Here is a 22,923-nt window from a genome sequence, read left to right on the forward strand (position 1 = left end):
AAGGTATGGGCAAAAAGACACGCCACTTCACTATCAAGCAAGCTGAGCAACTTAAGGTCACGTCTGGCTTCAAACTAGCCGACATAGACCCAGACTCCACGCCCGGCCTGACCGGCAAGAACGCCAAGGAAGAAGCAGCTGACCTCTTCGACGACCACGACGAGGAATTCGCTGACCTTCAGGAGCAAATGTACGCGCAGCACCGGGTCAACAACGGTGCCGCGCCTGCGGTCCTCCTAGTGCTCCAAGGTATGGATACCTCCGGCAAAGGCGGCATTGTTCGCCACGTGATCGGTTCCATGGACCCACAAGGCGTCAGCATCACTGGGTTTGGTAAACCGACCGCGGAAGAAGCCTCCCATGACTTCTTGTGGCGCATCCGCAAAGCAGTGCCCACCCCCGGAATTGTCGGAGTCTTCGACCGCTCCCACTATGAGGATGTGTTGGTGCAGCGGGTGCACAATATGGCACCGCCGGAAGAGATTGAGCGTCGCTATGGCGCCATTGTGGACTTTGAAAATCAGCTCAATGCGCGCAACGTTCACATCGTTAAAGTCATGCTGCATATTTCCAAGGAAAAGCAGACTGAGCACTTGCTCGAACGCATTGAACGCCCGGACAAACACTGGAAATACAACCCGGGCGATATTGACGAACGCTTGCTGTGGGACCAATACCAAGAGGCCTACGAAATTGCATTGAAACGAACGTCAACAAGCGAAAATCCTTGGTATGTCGTACCCGCCGACCACCGCTGGTACTCACGCCTTGTGGTCAAAGGCCTCATGCTCGAGAAAATGCGCAGCTTGGGGCTGACATGGCCCGAAGCAGACTTCGACCCTGAGGTCGAAAAGGAACGCCTGAAAAATTCATGAGTCGGGTCGGTTCAATATGGCGGGCGGGTACTGCTAAAGTGATGGGGCAACCCGCGGACCACGTTGGGCCGCATCCGACAACCTTTAACGGACCGCACTGAGAGGCGGGGAAGGGGGTCACGATGAGCGACACGACTAAACCGGGCGAGTCTGCACCGCAGTTCCAAGAAATTGAACTGCTCACCGCAGATGAATTCGGCCGTACCGTATCTCGCATCGCGCACCAGATAATCGAAAAGACTGCACTTGATTCCGAAGGCGCACCGACAGTGGTGCTACTGGGAATCCCATCCGGCGGCGTGCCACTAGCGCAGCGCCTAGCGGACCGCATTGAACAGTTCTCCGGCGTCCGGCCACAAACCGGTTCCCTGGATGTGACACTGTTTCGAGATGACCTGCGCACCAAACCACACCGGGCACTGAAACCAACCCGAATTCCAAACAGCGGCATTGACGGCACCATCGTAGTGCTTGTTGACGATGTGCTGTACTCCGGCCGCACCATCCGCGCCGCCCTTGATGGCTTGCGGGACATTGGCCGACCACGCATCATCCAGCTGGCGACTTTGGTCGACCGCGGGCACCGGCAACTGCCAATCCGCGCGGACTATGTCGGCAAGAACCTGCCGACCGCCGCTACCGAAGATGTGCATGTACTCATTTCGGAGATTGACGACCGCGACGCGGTAGTTCTGTCCCGCCCGGTGGAAAAGGCATAACGCAGATGAAGCATTTGCTGAGCATCGCGGACCTGACCCGCGATGAAATCATTTCCTTGATGGATGAAGCCGACCGTTTCCAGGAAGCGCTCGGGGACCGCGAAATCAAGAAGCTGCCGACCCTACGCGGCCGCACCATCTTCACCCTGTTCTACGAAAACTCCACCCGCACCCGCGCGTCCTTTGAAACTGCGGGTAAGTGGATGAGCGCAGACGTGATTAACCTGTCGGCTAGCTCCTCCTCGGTGAAGAAGGGCGAGTCCCTCAAAGACACCGCCCAGACTCTCGCGGCCATCGGCGCTGACGCGATTGTGATGCGCCACCCGAACTCCGGCGCGGCGAAACTCATCTCCGACTGGGTAGCACCAGGCGGCAACGGTCCCGCTGTGATTAATGCCGGCGATGGCTCCCATCAGCACCCAACGCAGGCCCTGCTGGACGCAGTGACTATCCGCCAGCGTCTAGGCAATATTGACGGCCGCAAAATTGTGCTGGTTGGTGACATTCTGCACTCCCGCGTCGCCCGCTCGAACGCGGACCTGCTGTCGAAGCTCGGCGCGGAAGTAGTTTTCGTTGCACCACCGACGCTGCTGCCGTTTGGCGTGGACACATGGCCAGTACGCGTCAGCTACGACTTCGATAGCGAAATTGCGGACGCAGACGTCATCATGATGCTGCGTGTGCAGCAAGAGCGCATGAACGGTGGCTTCTTCCCATCGCACCGCGAATACGCCACACTCTACGGGCTGTCGCGGGCACGAGAAGCGATGATGAAAGACGACGCGATTGTCATGCACCCAGGACCGATGCTCCGTGGCATGGAAATCAACGACCACGTCGCCGACCTGCCACGTACCGCCGTGCTGCAGCAGGTATCTAATGGTGTGCACGTCCGCATGGCGGTGCTGTTCCAACTCATTGCTTCGGCTCAAGCCAAGGAAGGTGCCTAAGTCATGGCTGATGATAAAAACTACCCAGCAACAGGCACCTTGGCGCCGGTAAGCCCCCAGCAGACCTTGCTGGTTGGTGTGCTCCCGTATGGCGAAGGCGAGCCAACGAACGTACTGGTCAAAGACGGCGTCATTGCCGCAATTGGTCCGGACGTTCAGCTTGATGACGATGCGAAGAATGGTCAGGAAATTGAACTGACCGGCCAGGTGCTGCTGCCAGGTCTGGTGGATATCCACGTTCACCTGCGCGAACCAGGCCGTGAAGACACTGAAACCATTGCAACCGGCTCGGCCGCAGCTGCCGTGGGTGGCTTCACCGCAGTGTTCACCATGGCAAACACGAAGCCAGTGATGGATGACCCTTCCATCGCCGAGTCCGTATGGTTCAAGGGACAAGCCACCGGCCTGTGCGATGTGCACCCAATTGGTTCTATCTCTAAGGACCTCGACGGCAAAACCCTCACCGAGTTCGGCATGATGGCCCGTTCGGAAGCAAAAGTCCGAATGTTCTCCGATGATGGTAAATGCGTCAACGACCCGCAGCTGATGCGCCGCGCTTTGGAATATGCCAAAGGCTTGGACGTGATGTTGGCACAGCACTGCGAAGAAGAACGCTTGACCGACGGGGCAGTGGCGCATGAAGGTGCAGTGGCTGCTCGTCTGGGACTTCGTGGTTGGCCACGGGCTGCTGAAGAATCCATCGTCGTGCGCGATGCTTTGCTGGCCCGCGACTATGGCGGCCGAATGCACATCTGTCACGCCTCAACGGAAGGCACCGTCAGCTTGGTGAAGTGGGCGAAGAACGAAGGCATCCCGCTGACTGCTGAAGTCACCCCGCACCACCTCATCCTGACCGACGAACGCTTGGAAACCTATGACGGCGTGAACCGGGTCAACCCGCCGCTGCGTGAGCACCGGGACATTATGGCGCTGCGCCAGGGTTTGCTGGACGGCACCATCGATTGCGTGGCCACTGACCATGCGCCACACTCATCGGAAGAAAAGTGCTGCGAGTTTGATAATGCTCGCCCAGGCATGCTTGGTCTGGAAACCTCCCTCGCGGTCATCGTGGACACCTTTGTTAAGCCGGGTCTGGCAGACTGGCGTTTTGTCGCCAAAGTCATGAGTGAACGCCCAGCTGAACTGGTGCGGTTGCCAGGTCATGGCCGCCCAATTGCAGTTGGTGAACCTGCCAACCTCACCGCTGTGGACACCAACAAGCAGTGGACCTCCTACGGCAAGGACACCCAGTCCAAGGCCGAAAATGACCCATATGAAGGCATGACCTTTTCCTCCAGAGTGACGACAACGCTGCTACGTGGTCGTGTGACCTTGCACAATGGAGTAGTCCAAAAATGATTCCTAACACCTCACATCAGAAAGAGACTGTCGTGACGAACTCTGCAGTTCTGGTACTGGCCGACGGCCGCGCCTTCTATGGCCGCTCCTATGGCGCCACCGCAACCGTCTACGGTGAAGTTGGTTTCACCACCGATTTCGTTGGCTACCAGGAGGCAATGACCACCCCGGTTAACCACGGCGTTCTGCTCGCTTTCGCTGCGCCACAAATCGGCAACACCGGCTGGAACGAAGAAGACTCCCTCAGCCGCGACGGCAAAATTTGGACCGCAGGCATCATTATTCGTGACCCGTCCACAGTCACCTCGAATTGGCGTGCGACCTCTTCGCTTGTTGACGTTATGAATGCCCAGGAAATCACCGGCATCTCGCATATCGATACTCGTGCCCTAGTGCAGTACATCCGGGACAACGGCAGCCAGATGGGCGGCATTTTCACTGGTGCGGATGCGAAACGACCAGTCGAAGAACTGGCTCAGGCGGTTGCCGAGTACAGCTTCGAGATTCTGGCTAACCAGGTGAGCACCGAAGCGGAATACCTCGTCAACAACCCAGACGCTGACGGACTGGACATCGTCGCCGTGGACTACGGAATGCCGAAGCCAGAAGCACAGGCATTTGCAGACCGCGGCGCCAAGGTCACCGTTGTGAACTCTGCGACTTGTGGTGAAGAAATCGTCAATAAGCAACCAGCAGCTGTGCTGCTGTCGTCGGGTCCTGGAAACCCTGCGGACGCCGACCTTTCGGCAGTACAAACTGTCCTGCGCGCTGGCCTGCCAGTGTTCGCGTTTGGTTTCGGTGCACAGCTGTTGGCACGAGCAGTGGGCTTTGACACGGAAAAGCTGCCGGTTGCGGACCGCGGCTCGAATATTCCGGTCCGTGCGGAAGATGGCAGCACCTACATCACGGTGCAGAACCACTCTTACGGCATCGTCGGGGAAGAGGGGCAGAAGGTCGAATCTGAATTCGGCGAAGCTCGCGTCTCCCACATCAGCCTGAACGACGGCACCGTCGAAGGCATCGCACTGAACGACACCGCTGTTGGTGTGCTGTTTGACCCAACTCGCGCTGCAGGTGCAGTTGGTGCGGAAAACCTGATTGACCAGTTCATTAACCGCGTTGCCGGTAAGACCCAGGAAGAGGCTTAAATCCATGCCACGTCGTCAAGACATTAACCACGTTCTGGTCATTGGCTCCGGCCCAATCGTCATTGGTCAAGCCTGCGAGTTTGACTACTCCGGTACCCAGGCCTGCCGCGTCCTGAAAGAAGAAGGGCTGCGCGTCACCCTGATTAACTCCAACCCGGCCACCATCATGACCGACCCGGAGTTCGCCGACCATACCTACATTGAACCGATCGCGCCGGAATACATTGAGCGGATTTTCCAGAAGGAAATCGAAGAAGGCCACCCAGTCGACGCGGTGCTGGCTACCCTTGGTGGACAAACCGCACTGAACGCCGCCATCCAACTGGACCGCCGCGGCATCCTGGATAAGTACAACGTCGAGCTCATCGGCGTGGACATTGACGCTATTGAACGCGGCGAAGACCGCCAAAAGTTCAAGGACATTGTTGCTTCCATCGGCGGCGAATCCGCACGCTCGGCGGTGTGCCACTCCATGGAAGAAGTCCACGAAACCGTTAAGGAACTGGGTCTGCCAGTGGTGGTACGCCCATCCTTCACCATGGGTGGTCTCGGCTCCGGCTTGGCATACACCTACGAAGACCTCGACCGCATTGCCGGCGGTGGTCTGGCAGCGTCCCCAGAAGCCAACGTGCTGATTGAAGAGTCCATCCTTGGTTGGAAGGAACTCGAACTGGAGCTGATGCGTGACCACAACGACAACGTCATCGTCATCTGCTCCATTGAAAACGTCGACGCGCTGGGCGTGCACACCGGTGACTCTGTCACCTTGGCACCAGCGATGACCATGACCGCGCCAGAGTACGAAAAGATGTGCCAGCAGGGTGTGGACATTATCCGCGAAGTTGGCGTGGCGTCGGGCGGCTGTAACCTGCAGTTCGCCATCCACCCAACCAACGGCCGTCTCATCACCATTGAGATGAACCCACGAGTCTCCCGCTCGTCGGCGCTGGCTTCTAAGGCCACTGGTTTCCCAATCGCGAAGTTCGCCGCGAAACTGGCTATCGGCTACACCCTGGACGAGATCACCAACGACATGACTGGCACCACGCCAGCCCTGTTCCAGCCAGCATGCGACTACGTCATCGTCAAGGCACCGCGCTTTGCCTTCGAAAAGTTCCCAGGTGCCGACGACACCTTGACCACCACCATGAAGTCCGTTGGTGAAGCGATGGCCATTGGCCGTAACTACATCAGCGCACTGAACAAGGCAATGCGCTCGATGGAGACTAAGCAGGCCGGTTTCTGGACCATGCCAGATGAGACCTTCGCCGGCGAGAACGCCACCGACGTTGACGCAATCCTCAAGGACCTGGAACGGCCAACCGACGGTCGCCAGTACGACATTGAGCTGGCGCTGCGCCTCGGTGCGTCGGTTGATGACGTCTACAAGCACTCTGGTGTCGACCCATGGTTCGTGTCCGAAGTGGCGAACCTGGTGGAGCTGCGCAGCCGTATCCTCGACGCCCCAGTGGTCGATGCCGACCTGCTGCGGGAAGCGAAGTACTACGGCCTGTCCGACAAGCAGATCGCGGCGCTGCGCCCAGAGCTAGCTGGTGAGGACGGTGTTCGTAACCTCCGTGAGCGTATGGGCATCTTCCCTGTGTTCAAGACCGTGGATACCTGCGCTGGTGAGTTCGAATCCGCTGCGGAGTACCACTACTCGACCTACGAGCTGGACCCGACCGCTGTGTCGGAAATTAAGCCGCAGACGGACCGCGAGAAGATCATCATTTTGGGTTCCGGCCCGAACCGAATCGGTCAGGGCATTGAGTTTGACTACTCCTGTGTCCACGCGGCACTGGAACTGTCCCGTGTCGGCTACGAAACCGTCATGGTCAACTGCAACCCAGAGACCGTGTCCACCGACTACAACACCGCTGACCGCCTGTACTTCGAACCACTGACCTTCGAAGACGTGATGGAGGTCTACCGCGCGGAGGCTCAGTCCGGCAACGTTGCCGGTGTGATTGTGCAGCTTGGTGGCCAAACCCCGCTGGGCCTGGCACAGCGACTATCCGATGCTGGTGTTCCAGTGATTGGCACCACCCCTGAGTCGATTAACTCTGCGGAAGACCGCGGCGAATTCGGCAAGGTTCTGGCTGATGCGGAGCTCACGGCACCGGCCTTCGGCACGGCTACCTCCTTCGAGGAAGCCCGCGAAGTTGCCGCGAAGGTGGGCTACCCAGTGCTGGTCCGTCCGTCCTACGTGCTGGGCGGCCGCGGCATGGAAATTGTCTACGACGAGAAGTCGCTGGCCGACTACATTGTTCGCGCCACTGAAATCACCGACGACCACCCAGTGTTGGTGGACCGCTTCTTGGACAGCGCCATCGAAATTGACGTTGACGCGCTGTGCGACGGCGAAGAGGTGTACCTCGGCGGTGTGATGGAGCACATTGAGGAAGCTGGTATTCACTCCGGTGACTCTGCCTGCGCCCTGCCGCCGATGACGTTGTCGGAAGACACCATCGACAAGGTCCGTGAAGCTACTGCGAAGTTGGCACATGGCATTGGTGTTAAGGGCCTGATGAACGTCCAGTTCGCTTGGAAGGATGAAATCCTTTACGTCATCGAGGCGAACCCGCGGGCATCGCGCACCGTGCCGTTCGTGTCGAAGGCGACCGGTGTGCAGCTGGCGAAGGCGGCCTCGCGCATTATGGCTGGCGCAACTATTGCTCAGCTGCGCGAAGAGGGCATGATTCCGGCTGATACTGATGGCGGCAACCTGCCACTGGACGCGCCAATTGCGGTGAAGGAAGCTGTGCTGCCGTTCAACCGTTTCCAGCGCCCAGACGGCACCAGCTTGGATAACCTGCTGTCGCCGGAGATGAAGTCCACTGGTGAAGTGATGGGCTTGGCCCGGGACTTCGGTACCGCGTTCGGCAAGAGCCAGGCAGCGGCGTTTGGCGCGTTGCCAACCAAGGGCAATGTGTTTGTGTCCTTGGCAAATCGCGATAAGCGTGCGATGGTGCTGCCGATTCACCAGCTGGAGAAGTTGGGCTTTACCATCATGGCCACTGCCGGTACGGCTGGGATGCTGCAGCGCAATGGTATTGACTGCACTGTTGTCCGCAAGCTGACTGAGGATGGGCCGGAAACCCCAGGTGAGGCCACGATTGTGGATCACATTCTGGATGGTGAAGTGGACCTGATTATCAATACTCCGTTGGGCACTGGCGCTTCGCGTGTCGATGGCTACGAGATTCGCGCCGCTGCGGTGCGGATGGGTGTGCCGTGTGTGACCACGGTGCAGGGCGCTGTGGCCGCTATCCAGGGTATTGAGGCTGCGCAGACCGGTAAGACTGAAGTGTGCGCGCTCCAGGACCTGGATACACAGGCGAACCGGAAGTAGGCGGCAGCATCATGGCATCCGTTGCATCTGACGCCGCGTCCTTCGGCGCCCGCCTGTCCGCTGCGGTAGCAGAGCGTGGCAGGTTGTGTGTGGGTATCGACCCGCATCCGAGCTTGTTGACGCAATGGGACCTACCGCACACCGCCGCCGGCCTGCGGGAATTCTCGCAGATCTGTGTTGCTGCGTTTTCTGACACTGTTGCGGTGGTCAAACCGCAGGTGGCGTTTTACGAAGCATATGGTTCGGCTGGTTTCGCTGTGCTTGAGGAGACAATGGCTGAGCTGCGGGCGGCCGGTGTTCTGGTCGTCGCAGACGCTAAGCGTGGCGATATTGGCTCGACAATGGCTGCCTATGCACAGGCCTGGTTAGGGGAGGGGTCGGCGCTTTCTGCGGATGCGTTGACCGTGAACCCGTTCCTTGGGATGGGCGCGCTGCAGCCTGCTATTGAGTTGGCGCAGGAAAACGGCCGCGGGTTGTTTTTCCTAGCGGCGACATCGAATCCGGAGGCTCGTCGGGTGCAGGATGCCCAGATCCTGGGCGATACTTTGTCGCAGGATGTGGTGGATACGGTTGCTGCGCTCAATGAGATTGAGGTGGAGCAAGCCGGTTTGGGTTCGTTTGGTGTGGTCGTCGGTGCGACGCTTACTGACCCGCCTTACCTGTCTGAACTTGGTGGCCCGATTCTGATGCCAGGTGTTGGTGCGCAGGGCGCAACGGCAGCGGATGTAGATCGGATTGCTGGGGATATGCGACACGCGGCTTTGCCAAATATTTCTCGCGCAATCTTGAAGCAGGGACCTGACCTGCAGAAACTGCGTAGTGCAGTTTTGGCTGCGGCCGAAGATTTTCCTGCATAAACACAGTTAAAACCCATGTCACAGGCTCCCTTGGCATGGGCTTGCTGCTGTTAGTGCTACACTTGCCGAAAGTTGACCGATTTTCGTTGGTCAGACGATAACGCGGCTATTGTTAGCCGCACACCATTTGCAATCTATTTGAACCGGAGGAATCCGTGGCCCTTCCGCAGTTGACCCCTGAGCAGCGTGCAGCAGCCCTGGAAAAGGCAGCACAGGCACGTAAGGTTCGCGCAGAATTGAAGGATCAGCTCAAGCGCGGCGACATCGACCTCAAGGAAGTTCTTGAGCGCGCTGACAACGACGACATCATCGGCAAGATGAAGGTCTCTGCTTTGCTCGAAGCCCTGCCAAAGGTGGGCAAGGTCAAGGCTCAGGAAATCATGACTGACCTGGAAATCGCCCCAACTCGTCGTCTGCGTGGTCTTGGTGACCGCCAGCGTCGTGCCCTGCTGGAGCGTTTCGGCTTCTCCGAAGAGGCCTAAACGGCGATGACCGGAGCTAATACGGTTAACGAATCCGCGGCGTCCACGAAAGGCCAGCTGATTGTGCTGGCTGGCCCGTCGGCCGTCGGAAAATCCACCGTGGTGGATCGGCTTCGTACCGAAGTTCCGGAGCTCTACTTTAGTGTGTCCATGACCACTCGGGCTCCACGTCCGGGCGAGGTTGATGGGCACCATTACTATTTTGTGTCTGTTGACGAATTCCAGCGCAATATCGACAACGGTCTGATGCTGGAATGGGCGGAAATCCACGGTGGCTTGCAGCTATCTGGTACTCCAGCTAGCCCAGTGCAGTCAGCGTTGGATGACGGACGACCAGTTTTGGTCGAAGTCGACATCGAAGGTGCTCGGAACGTGCGCCAGGCTATGCCTGACGCACAACTGGTTTTCCTTGCACCACCTGACTGGGATACGCTGGTAGAACGGCTTACTGGCCGTGGTACCGAAGCACCTGAGGTCATCGAGCGTCGGTTGCAGACAGCAAAGAATGAGCTCCGGTGCACTGACGAATTCAACTTTGTGGTCATCAACGACGATGTTGACCACGCAGTCGACGCAATTGCAGCACTGTTGCTGAACAAACCTGTCAAGGAAGTTGTTCGGGATGACATGCGCGATACCGTTGTACTGAACGAGAACTAACTACCTCCAGGGAAGGTTGTCACTTACGTGAGCACTGACAACGCTGCAACTAACGCCAAGCACGAAGAAGCTATCTTCGACCAGCCGGATGGCATCACCAACCCGCCGATCGATGAGCTGCTGGAACACGCGTCCTCGAAGTACGCGCTGGCCATCTTCGCGGCGAAGCGTGCCCGACAGATTAACCAGTACTACCTGGAGTCGGATGAGCAGATCCAGGAGTTCGTTGGACCGCTGGTCGGCAACGAGGCTGGCGAAAAGCCACTGTCGTTGGCGATGCGCGAAATCAACGACGGTCTGCTGAACCACACCGAAGGGTAGGACCGCAAGCATATGGCCGCCGCCACTAATGTCGATTCTCTTAAAGTTGTCGTCGGAGTGGCCGGCGGCATTGCTGCATTTAAAGCCCCTTCGGTGGTGCGACAGTTCACCGAACAGGGCCACAGCGTCACCGTAGTGCCCACAGAATCAGCACTGCGCTTTGTGGGCGAAACCACCTTCGCGGCGCTCTCCGGCAACGTCATCACCACCACCGTATTCGAGGGTGTCGATGAAGTGCGCCACGTTCGCGTCGGCCAAGAAGCTGACCTGATCGTCATTGCCCCTGCCACTGCAGACCTCATGGCCCGGATGGCGATGGGGCGTGCTGACGATATGCTCACCGCCACTTTGCTCGTGGCTACCTGTCCAGTTGTGGTTGCTCCGGCAATGCACACCGAAATGTGGCATCACCCGGCAACGGTTGCAAATGTGCAGACGCTGCGCCAGCGCGGGATCATTGTGCTGGAACCGGCGCATGGACGATTGACCGGTAAAGATACCGGGCCTGGCCGCATGTTAGAGCCTGAGCAGATCGCCTCGTTGGCTATGTTGGCGGCAACCAAACCTCGGGCGTTCACCCGAGATCTTGAAGAGCTGCACGTTCTCATCTCGGCCGGCGGTACTCGCGAGCCACTTGACCCAGTCCGGTTTATCGGTAACCGTTCCTCCGGTCGACAGGGTTTTGCGCTGGCGGAAATTGCTGCGCAACGCGGCGCGAAAGTCACTGTGGTGGCAGGGTCAGTGGATAGCTTGCCGACGCCAGCCGGCGCAACGGTGATTTCGGTAGAAACCACCCGGGAAATGGAAGCCGCGATGAACGAGGTAGCGCCAACTGCGGATGTCATCATTATGTCCGCTGCGGTGGCTGACTATCGCCCAGAGACCGTTATTACCTCCAAGGCCAAAAAGGGATCGGACTCTGAACTGACCACCATCAAATTGGTGGAGAACCCCGATATCCTCGCCGGGCTAGTTCAGTCCCGCACCGCTGGCGTTTTCGAAAAGCAACCCACAATTGTTGGCTTTGCAGCGGAAACCGGCGACGAGAATGGCACCCCGTTGGAATATGGCCGGGCAAAACTAGCGCGTAAAGGCTGCGATGTACTGTTGTGCAATGTAGTTGGCGATGGCAAGGCCTTCGGTACGACCGATAACGCTGGCTGGATTTTGGACAAAAATGGTGGCGAAACGGAAGTCGAGTTTGGCTCCAAGTTCGCGTTGGCCGCCGCGCTTTTGGACAGTGTCCGTCAGCTTCGGAACTAAGTGCCCATAATCGTCAACAAGCGGAGCTTTTTGGATTTATAGACAGCTTGGTCTAATTTAGATAAGGTTGTCTCTTAGCTTAGCCCTCATTGAAAGTAGGCATTTCATGTCGCATCGGCTGTTTACCAGCGAATCCGTCACTGAAGGTCACCCAGACAAAATCTCGGATGCAATCAGCGACAATATTCTCGACGCTCTGATTTCCAAGGACCCCAACTCGCGGGTCGCCGTCGAAACGCTGGTAACCACCGGTCTGGTCCATGTCGCCGGGGAAGTCTCCACCGAGGCTTATGTCGACATTCCACGGATTGTGCGGCGCACCCTTGCCGAGATTGGCTTCGACAGCTCAGAGAAGGGCTTCGACGCCGAAAGCTGCGGCATCACGGTCTCTATCGGTGAGCAGTCTCAGGAAATCGCTGACGGCGTGACCACAGCGTATGAAGCCCGCGTCCACGGCTCCGCTGATGTTGATGACCTGGCTGGCGCCGGTGACCAAGGCCTGATGTTTGGCTACGCCACCAACGAGACCCCCGAATTCATGCCGGTGCCGATTGCGCTGGCGCACCGTCTGGCGCGCCGCCTCACTGAAGTGCGGAAGAAGGGCATCGTGCCACACCTGCGACCAGACGGTAAAACCCAGGTGACCTTTGCTTATGACGAAAACGACAAGCCGGTCGCGCTCGATACCATCGTCATTTCGACGCAGCATGACCCGGAAATCACTCAGGATTGGCTCTCGGAGCAGATGCGTGAGCATGTGGTCGACTACGTCATCTCTGAAAGCAAAATGCATGACTTTGTCACCGACGAGCTGACCGTGCTGGTCAACCCATCCGGCTCCTTCATCTTGGGCGGACCAAAAGGTGACGCTGGGCTGACCGGCCGAAAGATTATCGTGGACACTTACGGCGGCATGGCACGCCATGGTGGCGGCGCGTTTTCCGGCAAAGACCCATCAAAGGTGGACCGCTCCGGTGCCTACGCCATGCGTTGGGTGGCGAAGAATATCGTCGCAGCAGGCCTGGCGGAACGCGCTGAAGTGCAGGTAGCCTACGCCATTGGCCGGGCGAAGCCAGTGGGCTTGTACGTTGAAACCTACGACACCGGCAAGCATGGCTTGAGCGATGAAGCGATCCAGGCTGCCGTACAGGAAGTATTCGACCTGCGTCCGGCCGCAATTATTCGCGACCTGGATTTGCTCCGGCCGATCTATGCCGGTACCGCCAGCTACGGCCACTTTGGCCGCACGGACTTGGACCTGCCGTGGGAGCGTTTGGACCGCGTGGACGCGCTGCGCGCAGCTGCTGGCCTAAACTAGGTACATGACCAAGACGACAGCACCCGAGGCCCCAGTTGCCCGGGTGCTTCCGTTATTGTCGCTGCCGCACCTCGACCGGCCTTTTGACTACGCTGTCCCCGCGAAGTTTGCCGATAGCGCGCAGCCCGGCACCCGGGTCCGAGTCAAGTTTGCTGGTCGGCTGACCGACGCGATTGTGCTCGAACGGCGCGCGGACACTGACTACGACGGCGCCTTGTCCGATATTCGGCAAGTCATCACTGCAGAGCCCGTCCACACCCCGGAGATTTCCACCCTCATTGAAGCGGTGGCTACGCGCTATGCGGGTTTCCGCGGGGACCTTTGGCGACTAGCGGTGCCGCCACGCCATGCCCGCGCCGAGGCAGCCGAATTGGAACGCCGCGACGTCGCGTGGGAATCGTTAGGCCCAGAAATTAGCCTGCCGGAATTAGACGGCTGGGACGAGTTCGTCTTCGGCCGCTCCTTTGCCAATGCGGTCATTGGCGGTCAGACAGTGCGAGCCGCCTGGCAGCTCCAGCCGAATGCGCAGTGGGAGACCCGGCTCGCGGAGCTTGCCGTCCACACTGCAGTGGGCGGCGGTGGCGTGCTGATTGTGGTGCCACACCAACGAATGGTTGACCGGGTAGCCGAAGCCCTGACCCAGTTTGTCAGCGCCAAACAAGTCACCATTTTGAACCACGACGCCGGCCACGAAACGCGCTACCGCAGATTCCTGCGCATCCTCTTCGGCGGCGGCCGGATTGTGGTGGGAACCCGGTCAGCGGCGTGGGCACCGATCCAGAACCTGCGGCTCACCGTGCTTGTTGACGACGGCGATGACCAGCACAATGAACCACGGGCCCCATACCCACATATGCGAGAAGTACTTGCACTGCGCTCGACGATTACCGGCGCCGCCTTCATGATTGCTGGCTATGGTCGCACCGCCGAAACAGCGGCATGGGTGCAACAACAGTGGCTGCACGACCTGGTGCCGACAGCAGAGACGATGCAGCGCAGCATGCCGATTATCCGCACCCTAGATGATTCAGAAGTGGTGCTGGGGCGCGACTCCTCGCTGGCTCGGTCGAGGTTTCCCGGCGCTGTGTTCGCCAGCATTAAGCACACATTGGCCGCCGAACAACCAGTGCTGGTCCAAGTACCGCGCCGTGGCTATATTCCGGTGCTCAGCTGCCGGTCCTGCGGCACCCCGGCGCGATGTCGACACTGCCATGGGCCACTGGGGATGCCGAAGAAGGGCCCAGACCAGGGCAGCGGTTCGGCAGCGCCAACCTGCCGGTGGTGTGGCCGCATTGATCCGCATTACAGTTGCCCGTCCTGCGGCAGCTCCAGTCTGCGGCCGATTGTCATGGGCGCGGAACGTACCGCGGAAGAACTTGGCCGCGCTTTCCCTGGCGTCCCCGTCACCGCATCCAGCGATGACCATGTAAAAGCCACCGTCCCAGAAGGGGCGCGACTAGTCATTGCCACACCGGGCGCAGAACCCATCGCTGATGGTGGATACGGCGCTGCGATTATTGCCGACACATGGGCGCTGCTTAACCGCCAGGACCTGCGCGCCCATGAACGAGCGCTTGCCCACTGGATGGGCGCGGCAGCACTAGTGCGCAGTGAAGCCGAACACGGCCAGGTGATCGTCATTGGTGAATCCGACAATCCCGCTATCACAGCGTTGCAGCACTGGGATGCGGCCAGCGCAGCGCAAGCGGAGCTAAATATTCGTCAACAAGCCCTGTTCCCACCGGCAGTACTGATGGCCGCAATCGACGGCTCCAACCCGGCCATCGACGAACTGTTGGCCGTGGCGGAACTGCCAGCGGAAGCAGAATTGCTCGGCCCGGTCGAACTCCCACCTGGGGTCCGACCACCCGCCGGCGCCGACCCTGGACTGCATGGTCCAACGCTGCGGCTGCTCATTCGGGTGCCGCGGGCGCAATCGAAAGTGCTCGGGCATGCACTGCGCTCGGCGCAGATCATTCGAGCGGCGCAGCAGGACCGACTCCCACTGCGGGTGCAGATTGATCCACCGGCAATCGGGTAGCGCAAGACGAATAGGTAAACTAACAGCACAAACTGAAAACCACTCAAGGAGAAGGAATACATGGCCCTGCTGCCACTGCGCTTTTTCGGCGACCCAGTGCTGACCACCCGCGCTGAAGAAGTCACCAGCTTCGATGAGGCTCTCGGGCAACTGATTGCCGACATGACTGAAACGATGCATGCTGAAGGTGGCATTGGGCTGGCCGCAAACCAAGTGGGTGTGCTGCGCCGCGTCTTCGTCTACGACGTCGATGGGGTAGCCGGACACATTGTGAACCCGGTGTGGCAGCGTGTTGGCGACGACACCGATGTGGTTGCTGAAGGGTGCCTATCCATTCCGGACATTCGGGCAGATGTGCAGCGGCCAACGACGATTCAGATGAGTGGTGTTGATATGACCGGTCGACCAGTGTCGATGCAGGCGACCGGCATGCTGGCTCGCTGCATGCAGCACGAGTCGGACCACCTGGATGGGGTGCTGTTTGTGAAGCGGTTGGCACCGGCCGACCGAAAGCAGGCAATGGCGGAGATCCGCCACGCCGAGTGGTTTTTGAACCGGTAACCAGACGCTGCAACGAAAGGGACTGTGACACATGCGGGTAATTTTCGCGGGGACACCAGAGCCGGCGGTGCCATCACTGCAAAAGCTCATCGATTCACCAGACTTCGACGTCGTAGCGGTGCTGACCCGGCCAGATGCGCGGGTCGGCCGGGGTAGGTCCCTGCGCCGCAGCCCAGTAGGGGAGCTTGCTGACGAGTACGGCATTGAAGTTCTCACTCCGACGACGCTGAAAGATGACGCGGTAGTGGCTCGGATTACCGAGCTAGCCCCAGAAGCGATTCCGGTGGTGGCCTACGGCAACTTGGTGCCGAAAAACCTGCTCGATGTGCCAACCCATGGCTGGATTAACCTGCACTTTAGTTTGCTGCCAGCGTGGCGCGGCGCAGCTCCCGTGCAAGCTGCCATTGCGGCGGGCGATGACATCACCGGCGCGAGTACGTTCCGCATTGAAGAAGGATTGGACACCGGGCCGGTCCTTGGAACCATTACCGAACGCATCGCGCCAACCGATACTGCCGATGATTTGCTCGGTCGGCTGGCGGTGACTGGCGCAGAGCTACTTGCGGCATCGCTCACCGGCTTGGCAGCTGGTGCGATCCGTCCGGAACCGCAGCCGACAGAAGGCATCAGCCACGCTGCAAAGATTGAGGTCGAGGACGCACAGATTAACTGGCAGCTGCCAGCACACGTCATTGACCGGCAGGTACGCGCGCACACCCCAGCGCCAGGCGCATGGAGCGTACTGGGGGAGCAGCGCATCAAAGTTGGCCCGTTTGCGCGGGTAGTTGACGTGGTTCTGCCGGATGACCGGCAGCTAGCTCCGGGTGAGATTTTCACAACGAAGAAGGCAGTGTTTGTGGGGACCGGTTCCGACGCGGTTCAGCTGGAGCAGGTGCAGGCACCAGGCAAGCGGATGATGAATGCTGCGGACTGGGCGCGTGGTGCGAACCCGGCAGGAGAGGTGTTTAGCTAATGGCCGATGGACAAAGCAATCGCGGCGGGCAACGCCGCGGACAGCGCGGCGGTAACTCCCGGGGCGGTAACCAGCGACGGGATCAGCGTGGCGGTCGGACGCGCGAACGTGAGCTCCTAGACGCGCCGCGTAAAGCTGCTCTCGAAGTGCTCAAAGCTGTCCGCCAAGATGGTGCGTACGCGAACTTGGTGCTGCCGAAGAGACTGCGCGCGAAGAAGATTAAAGGCCGCGACGCTGCCTTTGCCACCGAGATCACCTACGGCACCCTTCGTGCCCAAGGGGTACTCGATGAGATTTTGTCCCGCGCTTCTACGAGGCCGTTGCGCGATATTGAACCGGAAATCCTGGACATTCTGCGCCTGGGCGCATACCAGCTGTTGAAGACCCGGGTCGGCGCGCATGCTGCCGTTGATACTTCCGTCATTGCAGTACAAGCCGCTGGCAAACCGGGGGCGAAAGGGTTCGTCAACGCAATCCTGCGGAAAGTGGCGCAGCATGATTTTGACCATTGGGTGATGGAGCTGGTCCCGAACCCTGCGGCCGACCCAATCGGCTATTTGGCCACTAAGTATGCCCACCCAAAGTGGATTGTTGAAGCGTTTGCGCAGTCTCTTGGTAGCCAAGCTGCCGAGCTGGAGGCTGCGCTGGCCGCTGCCGACGAACGACCAATTGTGCATTTGGTTGCCCGCCCTGGCGAGATCTCTGCGGAGGAACTGGCGCTGATCACCGGCGGTGAGGAAGGCCCCTACTCGCCGTATGCCGTGCACTTGGACGGTGGCGATCCTGGCGCGTTGGAACCTGTCCGCGACGGTATGGCTGCCGTACAGGACGAAGGGTCTCAGCTCATCGCACGCGCCGCTACTCAAGTCCCTGTCGACGGTGAAGACTCCGGCCGTTGGCTCGACCTGTGCGCAGGCCCTGGCGGTAAGGCGGCTTTCATGGGTGCCATCGCCGGGATTGATGGCGCCACGGTCGATGCGGTGGAAGTCTCGCCGCACCGTGCTGAGCTCATTTCAAAGACCGTCCGGAACTTGCCGGTGACAGTACATGTTGCTGATGGTCGCGAACCTGGTTTGGAGCCAGGTTATGACCGGGTGCTCGTCGATGCACCATGTTCCGGGCTCGGTGCGCTGCGCCGCCGTCCGGAGGCTCGCTGGCGCAAGCAGCCAACCGATATTCCGGAGCTCGTTGCGTTGCAGAAGGAGCTGTTGGCGAGCGCCGCGAAGCTGGTTCGGCCTGGTGGCATTGTGGTCTATTCTACCTGTTCGCCGTTGCTCCGTGAAACCGTCTCCGTGGTTGCTGACGCAGTGAAGAACCACGGTTTGGTGGAATTGGATGCACAGCAGTTTGTCACCCCGATGGCTGATGTTGGACCTGGCACTTCCGTTCAGATGTGGCCGCATCGCCATGGCACTGATGCCATGTTCTTCGCCGTTCTTCAGCGCCCCAACGATAAGTAGGATGAAATCATGATTGCTCCCGCCCCGATTATTGCCCCGTCAATTCTTGCTGCTGACTTTGCGCATCTGGCTGATGACATTGCCCGGGTGTCGGATGCCGATTGGCTGCACATTGACGTGATGGATGGCCACTTTGTCCCGAACCTGTCTTTTGGTTTGCCGGTGATGGAGGCGGTCGCGAAGGTTACGGATAAGCCGCTAGATGTGCACCTGATGATTGAACGGCCGGAGTTGTGGGTCGACGGTTATGTCGGCGCCGGTGCGAAGACCGTCATTTTCCATGTCGAAGCCACCGAGGAGCCGATTGCCTTGGCGAAGCACCTGCGGGCTGAAGGTTGCCGCGCTGGTTTCTCCTTGCGCCCGAGCACCCCAATTGAGCCGTACCTGTCCATGCTGCCGCATTTTGACCAGGTGTTGGTCATGTCGGTGGAGCCTGGTTTTGGTGGCCAGTCCTTCATGCCGGATCAGTTGGAGAAGGTCCGCACGCTGCGCAAGTACATCGATAACAATCACTTGCCGGTGACCATTGAGATTGATGGCGGTATCGGCGCGGAGACCATTGCGCAGGCTGCTGAGGCTGGCTGTGATGCTTTCGTTGCTGGTTCCGCGGTGTACAAGGCCGCTGATCCGAATGCGATGGTCACCCAGCTGCGTGACCTTGCTGCTGCTGCTCGATAGTATGTCCGACTTTGTCGGCCCGATGCGCCAGGCCATTGCACTTGCGCAAGGTGTGCAGGGCACTACCAGCCCGAACCCTCCCGTAGGGTGTGTGCTTATTGACGAGTTGGGCCATGTGGTTGCCACCGGAGCTACCAGCCCGCCTGGTGGGCCACATGCGGAAGCTGCTGCACTGGCAGCGGCTGGCACTGCAGCTGCCGGCACCACCGCGGTGGTGACCCTAGAGCCTTGCAACCATCAGGGCCGGACCGGCCCGTGTTCCCAAGCTCTGATTCAGGCTGGAGTGCGCCGAGTGGTCTATGCCGTGTCTGACCCGAATCCGGTGGCAACCGGTGGGGCAGCGGCGTTGGAAAATGCTGGCGTAGAGGTTGTGCATCACCTGCTGCGTGATGAGGTCGTAGCTGGCCCATTATCTGCGTGGCTTTTCGCACAACAGTATGGCCGCGCGAAGTTCACCTTGAAAACCGCGACGACCGTGGACGGCAAAGTTGCCGCCTCTGATGGATCAAGCCAATGGATCACTGGGACAGCAGCTCGGGAGTTTGTCCACACGGACCGAGCTCGTCGCGATGCCATTATCGTCGGTACCGGCACCGTTTTTGCAGACAATCCTCGACTAACAGCGCGGCGACCTGATGGCACGCTCTACGACCGGCAGCCAGCACGGATCGTGGTTGGCGAATCCGATATCCCAGCAGATAGCGCAGTCCGTGCGCCCGGGGCCGCGTTTCATCATGTGAAATCACGGGACCTTCACAACGTCGTCAAGCTCTGTGCTGAGGAAGGCTATGTCGACGTCCTAGTGGAAGGCGGACCGCAACTGGCTGGGGCCTTTATGGCGGCCGGATTAGTGGATGCGATTGCGGCGTACGTGGCGCCGGCACTGCTCGGTAGCGGCAAATCTGCGCTGGCAGGGGTTGCGGCAACGTCGATGGCGGATATTGCTCGGTTTGCGACGACATCGGTGCAGCAACTGGGCGATGACGTGCTCATTACTGCGGAGCGGAGAGCAGATCCGCCCGGAAATTAATCCGAATTAACTGAAATGGCCCGAAAGTGGCCGAAACATAACTATAAAGGAAACTATGACTAACATCACTGACAACAACATCTACAACGACGACCGCTTCGACAACGGCATTGCCATTCGCCGCGAAGTGATGGGCGACGATTTCGTAGACGCCGCGCTGGAGCGTTCCGCCGGCACCGACTCTGAAGCTATCCAGCGGCACATTAGTGAAACAGTCTGGGGCAGTGTCTGGACCCGTGGTGGCCTGTCCAAGCGCGACCGCAGCCTGCTAAATATCGGCATGCTGGTGGCACTGCGCGCCACCGAAGAGCTGCGGGGACACGTTCGCGGCGGTATTCGCAACGGCCTGACCCGTGAGGAAATTTCCGAAGCCATCATCCACGCATCGGGCTACTGCGGCGCACCGGCTGCTCTGTCGGCAATGAAAGTCGCACAGGAAGTACTGGTCAACGAGCTGGGCCCACTGGACGAAACGAAGTAACAGTGTTCACCGGAATTATCGAAGAAGTCGGCGAAGTTGCGGACATCACCGAACAGACCAACGCCCTGCGCCTGACAATCGCCGCCAGCACCGTCTTAGGTGATGCACAACTTGGTGACTCCATCGCCGTCAACGGTGTCTGCCTCACCGTCGCCGAACGGGACGACAACACCTTCACCGCAGATGTCATGCAGGAAACACTAAACCGCAGCAGCCTCGGGACAGTGACCGTGGGCAGCAAAGTGAACCTGGAGCGGGCCGCACAAGTAGGCAGTCGTCTCGATGGCCACATTGTGCAGGGCCATGTCGACGGAACCGCCGAAGTTATCTCCCGCACCGCTGATGAGCACTGGGAGATTGTTCGATTCACGCTGCCTGCCGACCTGGCTCGGTACGTGGTGGAAAAGGGCAGCATCAGCATTGACGGCACCTCGCTGACGGTGTCTGCGCTGGGCGATGACTGGTTTGAAGTCAGCCTGATTCCGGTGACACTGACCGATTCGGTTGTTGGGCTGCGTCAACCAGGCGACATCGTCAACGTCGAGGTGGACGTGGTAGCCAAATACATTGAGAAAATGCTTCCTAGATAGGGTGGACACTGTGATTCAATTGGACACTGTCGAAGAGGCAATCGCCGCAATCAAAAACGGTGAAGCCGTCGTCGTCGTCGATGACGAAGACCGCGAAAACGAAGGCGACATCATCTTCGCCGCGGAAAAAGCCACCCCAGAACTGATGGCGTTTACCGTGCGCTACTCCTCCGGCTACATTTGCGTGCCGCTGGTCGGCGAAGACTGCGACCGACTGGGGCTGCCACCGATGGTTGCCTCCAACGAGGACGCCCGCGGTACCGCATACGCCGTCACGGTGGACGCTGCGAATGGTTCGACAGGCATCTCCGCGAAGGAACGCGCCAACACTGCTCGGCTGCTGGCTGACCCTCAAAGCGTCGCAAGTAACTTCACCCGCCCGGGCCACGTGGTCCCACTGCGGGCTCGCGAAGGCGGCGTCTTGGTGCGCGCGGGTCACACCGAAGCTGCCGTTGACCTCGCACGACTCGCAGGTCTTCGCCCAGCCGGTGTGCTGTGTGAAGTCGTTTCCGAGGAAGACCCTACGGATATGGCTCGCGGCCCAGAGCTGCGCCGATTCTCTGACGCCCACGGCCTGAAGATGATCAGCATTGAACAGCTGATTGACTACCGCCGCCGCAACGAAGTCCTAGTCGAACGCAACGTGGAAACACGACTGCCTACCGAATGGGGCCTATTCCGCGCTGTTGGGTACACCAGCCTGGTTGACGGCATCGAACACGTTGCACTGGTGGTCGGGGATATCTCCGAAAACGACGGCGAGGATGTGCTGGTTCGGGTGCACTCGGAGTGCCTGACCGGTGACGTATTCTCCTCGCAGCGTTGCGACTGCGGCCAACAGCTGCATCTATCTATGGAGATGGTGCAGCGGGAGGGCCGCGGCATTATTCTCTACTTGCGTGGCCAAGAAGGTCGCGGCATCGGTCTTATCCATAAGCTGCAGGCCTACCGACTGCAGGACGATGGCGTCGACACTGTGGATGCCAACCTGAAGCTGGGGTTGCCAGCCGACGCCCGAGAATACGGCACCGGCGCGCAGATCTTGGCGGACCTTGGCGTAAAGTCGATGGCCCTGATGACCAACAACCCAACCAAACGTGCAGGCCTCGGCGGCTATGGTCTATCGATGAGCCGACGAGTTCCGTTGCCAGTCAAGGTGAACCCAGAAAACATTGCCTACCTGCAGACCAAGCAGATTCGCATGGGGCACGACTTGCCGTGGGTTAAGGACTGGGTGGCAGACCACCCAGAACACGACCACTCCGGGCATGATTGTGTCAAAGAGCACTGCCTAGATGAAGGCACAGAGTAAGGAGCACAGCGATGAGCGGAGCTGGACTACCCACAATCGAGATGCCGGACTGCACCGGCATGCGGGTTGGCATTGTCACTAGCCACTGGAATGAGAACATCACTGGGCAGCTGCGTGCTAACGCCTTGGCAGCTGCTGAGGAAGCCGGCGCTACGGTGCTGGATGTCCAGGTTGTAGGTGCGTTGGAAATCCCAGTGGTGGTGCAGGAACTAGCCAAGCAGTGCGACGCCGTTGTCGCCTTGGGCTGTGTGATCCGCGGTGGCACACCGCACTTTGAGTATGTCTGTGACTCGGTCACGGAAGGTTTGACCCGAATTGCACTGGACACCGGGATTGCGATTGGCAACGGGGTGCTGACTACTAATACTCTGGAGCAAGCAGTAGATCGCAGCGGTGTCCCCGGCGCAGCCGAGGACAAAGGCCGTGAAGCGATGATTGCGGCATTACATACCGCACACCTGCTGAAAACTCTGCGAAATAGTTAGGGAGAAAA

The 22,923-nt window shown here is 59.4% G+C and carries 22 protein-coding genes; all 22 read left to right on the forward strand.

Translation table 11 applies throughout. From position 1 onward, the window contains the following. Window positions 1-5: 5 nt before the first annotated feature. The 22 genes from A3EC_RS0104370 (at window position 6) to ribH (ending at window position 22,915) form a co-directional block, all read left to right on the forward strand. Window positions 6-875 carry a PPK2 family polyphosphate kinase gene (locus tag A3EC_RS0104370; RefSeq protein WP_018023955.1) on the forward strand — a complete coding sequence of 290 codons (870 nt, stop codon included), beginning with the start codon at window positions 6-8 and terminating at the stop codon, window positions 873-875. A 122-nt stretch (window positions 876-997) separates the two neighbouring features. Further along, a complete protein-coding gene (pyrR, locus tag A3EC_RS0104375; protein WP_018023956.1) occupies window positions 998-1,594 on the forward strand; it encodes a bifunctional pyr operon transcriptional regulator/uracil phosphoribosyltransferase PyrR in 597 nt (198 codons plus the stop codon). A gap of 5 nt (window positions 1,595-1,599) precedes the next feature. Then, window positions 1,600-2,544 (forward strand): aspartate carbamoyltransferase catalytic subunit, encoded by a 945-nt coding sequence (locus A3EC_RS0104380; protein WP_018023957.1) that lies wholly within the window; start codon window positions 1,600-1,602, stop codon window positions 2,542-2,544. 3 nt (window positions 2,545-2,547) lie between these two features. Beyond that, the gene (locus A3EC_RS0104385) at window positions 2,548-3,903 is read left to right on the forward strand and encodes a dihydroorotase (protein WP_018023958.1); all 1,356 of its coding nucleotides are present in this window, start codon (window positions 2,548-2,550) and stop codon (window positions 3,901-3,903) included. Window positions 3,904-3,935: 32 nt separating this feature from the next. Continuing rightward, window positions 3,936-5,051: a carbamoyl phosphate synthase small subunit gene (locus tag A3EC_RS0104390; RefSeq protein ID WP_169331390.1), complete on the forward strand. Its 1,116-nt coding sequence runs from the start codon at window positions 3,936-3,938 to the stop codon at window positions 5,049-5,051. 4 nt (window positions 5,052-5,055) lie between these two features. Further along, window positions 5,056-8,403: a carbamoyl-phosphate synthase large subunit gene (gene carB, locus A3EC_RS0104395; protein WP_018023960.1), complete on the forward strand. Its 3,348-nt coding sequence runs from the start codon at window positions 5,056-5,058 to the stop codon at window positions 8,401-8,403. A gap of 11 nt (window positions 8,404-8,414) precedes the next feature. Then, window positions 8,415-9,260: an orotidine-5'-phosphate decarboxylase gene (gene pyrF / locus A3EC_RS0104400; protein WP_018023961.1), complete on the forward strand. Its 846-nt coding sequence runs from the start codon at window positions 8,415-8,417 to the stop codon at window positions 9,258-9,260. Between the two features lie 155 nt (window positions 9,261-9,415). Then, window positions 9,416-9,742, forward strand: coding sequence for an integration host factor, actinobacterial type (gene mihF / locus A3EC_RS0104405; protein WP_018023962.1), 327 nt, complete (start codon window positions 9,416-9,418; stop codon window positions 9,740-9,742). 6 nt (window positions 9,743-9,748) lie between these two features. Further along, window positions 9,749-10,402 carry a guanylate kinase gene (gene gmk, locus A3EC_RS11320; protein ID WP_018023963.1) on the forward strand — a complete coding sequence of 218 codons (654 nt, stop codon included), beginning with the start codon at window positions 9,749-9,751 and terminating at the stop codon, window positions 10,400-10,402. 27 nt (window positions 10,403-10,429) lie between these two features. Then, a complete protein-coding gene (rpoZ, locus tag A3EC_RS0104415; RefSeq protein ID WP_018023964.1) occupies window positions 10,430-10,723 on the forward strand; it encodes a DNA-directed RNA polymerase subunit omega in 294 nt (97 codons plus the stop codon). Between the two features lie 12 nt (window positions 10,724-10,735). Next, window positions 10,736-11,986: a bifunctional phosphopantothenoylcysteine decarboxylase/phosphopantothenate--cysteine ligase CoaBC gene (coaBC, locus tag A3EC_RS0104420; protein ID WP_018023965.1), complete on the forward strand. Its 1,251-nt coding sequence runs from the start codon at window positions 10,736-10,738 to the stop codon at window positions 11,984-11,986. Window positions 11,987-12,092: 106 nt separating this feature from the next. Then, window positions 12,093-13,304 (forward strand): methionine adenosyltransferase, encoded by a 1,212-nt coding sequence (gene metK / locus A3EC_RS0104425; protein WP_018023966.1) that lies wholly within the window; start codon window positions 12,093-12,095, stop codon window positions 13,302-13,304. Between the two features lie 4 nt (window positions 13,305-13,308). Beyond that, a complete protein-coding gene (locus A3EC_RS0104430) occupies window positions 13,309-15,345 on the forward strand; it encodes a primosomal protein N' (protein ID WP_018023967.1) in 2,037 nt (678 codons plus the stop codon). Between the two features lie 60 nt (window positions 15,346-15,405). Continuing rightward, the gene (gene def, locus A3EC_RS0104435; RefSeq protein ID WP_018023968.1) at window positions 15,406-15,906 is read left to right on the forward strand and encodes a peptide deformylase; all 501 of its coding nucleotides are present in this window, start codon (window positions 15,406-15,408) and stop codon (window positions 15,904-15,906) included. A gap of 31 nt (window positions 15,907-15,937) precedes the next feature. Further along, the gene (gene fmt, locus A3EC_RS0104440) at window positions 15,938-16,879 is read left to right on the forward strand and encodes a methionyl-tRNA formyltransferase (protein WP_018023969.1); all 942 of its coding nucleotides are present in this window, start codon (window positions 15,938-15,940) and stop codon (window positions 16,877-16,879) included. Beyond that, window positions 16,879-18,339 (forward strand): RsmB/NOP family class I SAM-dependent RNA methyltransferase, encoded by a 1,461-nt coding sequence (locus A3EC_RS0104445; protein WP_018023970.1) that lies wholly within the window; start codon window positions 16,879-16,881, stop codon window positions 18,337-18,339. Before fmt ends, A3EC_RS0104445 begins: the two co-directional genes overlap by 1 nt. Before the next feature lie 9 nt (window positions 18,340-18,348). Then, window positions 18,349-19,017, forward strand: a complete 669-nt coding sequence (gene rpe / locus A3EC_RS0104450; RefSeq protein WP_018023971.1) for a ribulose-phosphate 3-epimerase — start codon at window positions 18,349-18,351, stop codon at window positions 19,015-19,017. A 1-nt stretch (window position 19,018) separates the two neighbouring features. Then, window positions 19,019-20,047 (forward strand): bifunctional diaminohydroxyphosphoribosylaminopyrimidine deaminase/5-amino-6-(5-phosphoribosylamino)uracil reductase RibD, encoded by a 1,029-nt coding sequence (gene ribD, locus A3EC_RS0104455; RefSeq protein ID WP_026162205.1) that lies wholly within the window; start codon window positions 19,019-19,021, stop codon window positions 20,045-20,047. Between the two features lie 55 nt (window positions 20,048-20,102). Next, complete coding sequence (locus A3EC_RS0104460) at window positions 20,103-20,528, forward strand: carboxymuconolactone decarboxylase family protein (protein ID WP_018023973.1); 426 nt, start codon at window positions 20,103-20,105, stop codon at window positions 20,526-20,528. Between the two features lie 2 nt (window positions 20,529-20,530). Further along, a complete protein-coding gene (locus tag A3EC_RS0104465; RefSeq protein ID WP_018023974.1) occupies window positions 20,531-21,118 on the forward strand; it encodes a riboflavin synthase in 588 nt (195 codons plus the stop codon). A 1-nt stretch (window position 21,119) separates the two neighbouring features. After that, window positions 21,120-22,430 (forward strand): bifunctional 3,4-dihydroxy-2-butanone-4-phosphate synthase/GTP cyclohydrolase II, encoded by a 1,311-nt coding sequence (locus tag A3EC_RS11325; protein WP_018023975.1) that lies wholly within the window; start codon window positions 21,120-21,122, stop codon window positions 22,428-22,430. 11 nt (window positions 22,431-22,441) lie between these two features. Further along, complete coding sequence (ribH, locus tag A3EC_RS0104475) at window positions 22,442-22,915, forward strand: 6,7-dimethyl-8-ribityllumazine synthase (RefSeq protein WP_026162207.1); 474 nt, start codon at window positions 22,442-22,444, stop codon at window positions 22,913-22,915. Window positions 22,916-22,923 lie beyond the last annotated feature (8 nt).

It is taken from the genome of Corynebacterium ulceribovis DSM 45146 (assembly GCF_000372445.1).
Classification (GTDB): domain Bacteria; phylum Actinomycetota; class Actinomycetes; order Mycobacteriales; family Mycobacteriaceae; genus Corynebacterium; species Corynebacterium ulceribovis.